Source organism: Konateibacter massiliensis, assembly GCF_900184995.1.
In the GTDB taxonomy this organism is placed as follows: Bacteria; Bacillota; Clostridia; order Lachnospirales; family Lachnospiraceae; genus Lachnotalea; species Lachnotalea massiliensis.
Genome location: NZ_LT860092.1, coordinates 1 through 818, shown reverse-complemented (window position 1 = coordinate 818; position 818 = coordinate 1). Strand labels below are relative to the sequence as shown.

Annotated in this window: 1 protein-coding gene; it reads left to right on the top strand. The window is 38.4% G+C overall.

The genetic code is table 11. The features are described from left to right. Nucleotides 1-140 precede the first annotated feature (140 nt). Nucleotides 141-614 carry an IS200/IS605 family transposase gene (gene tnpA / locus CTY48_RS00005; protein WP_099466475.1) on the top strand — a complete coding sequence of 158 codons (474 nt, stop codon included), beginning with the start codon at nucleotides 141-143 and terminating at the stop codon, nucleotides 612-614. Nucleotides 615-818 lie beyond the last annotated feature (204 nt).

Here is an 818-nt window from a genome sequence, read left to right as displayed (position 1 = left end):
TTTTTGTATAAACAGAAAAAATAAACCTCCGGCTATGCCGGTGGTCCCACGGTTTTGCTTTAGCTTCAAGCAAAAAACCTCCTATGTTATAATAATTGCGGGTTTAGCCAACCACAAAAAAGACATAGGAGGTATCCAAAATGGATATGAATAGTTTAGCCCATACTAAATGGGAATGCAAGTATCATTTGGTATTTGCACCAAAATACAGAAGACAGATAGTATATGGAAAAATTAAAGCAGATATTGCTCAAATATTAAGTACATTATGTAAGCGTAAAGGAATAGAGATAATGGAAGCAGAATGTTGTGTGGATCATATTCACATGTTAGTTAGAATACCACCCAAATATAGTGTGTCTGAAATAATGGGATATCTAAAAGGAAAAAGTTCACTGATGATATTTGAAAGACATGCTAATCTAAAATATAAGTATGGAAATCGCCATTTTTGGTGTAGAGGATATTATGTAGATACGGTAGGAAAAAATACAAAGAAGATACAAGAATATATTGCAAATCAATTGAAAGAAGATCATGAATCGGATCAAATGACATTGAATGAATATATAGACCCGTTCACGGGTGAGCCAGTACAAAAAAGCAAGAAGTAGTCCCTGAAAGGGAAGCTAGGGAATAAAGCTATAATGAAAGGCTCAAGGAGCTTGCAGGAGTAAGGAGGCAATAAAAAAGGCCCTTTAGGGCTGCCTGAGAAGGAAGTGCGGTTGGCAAAACCATCAGGCGCCTCCGGGCGCAAGCAGGGAATAGACCCTTACAGGGTCAGAGCAAGCCACCGGCTAAGCCGGTGGTCTTGACTT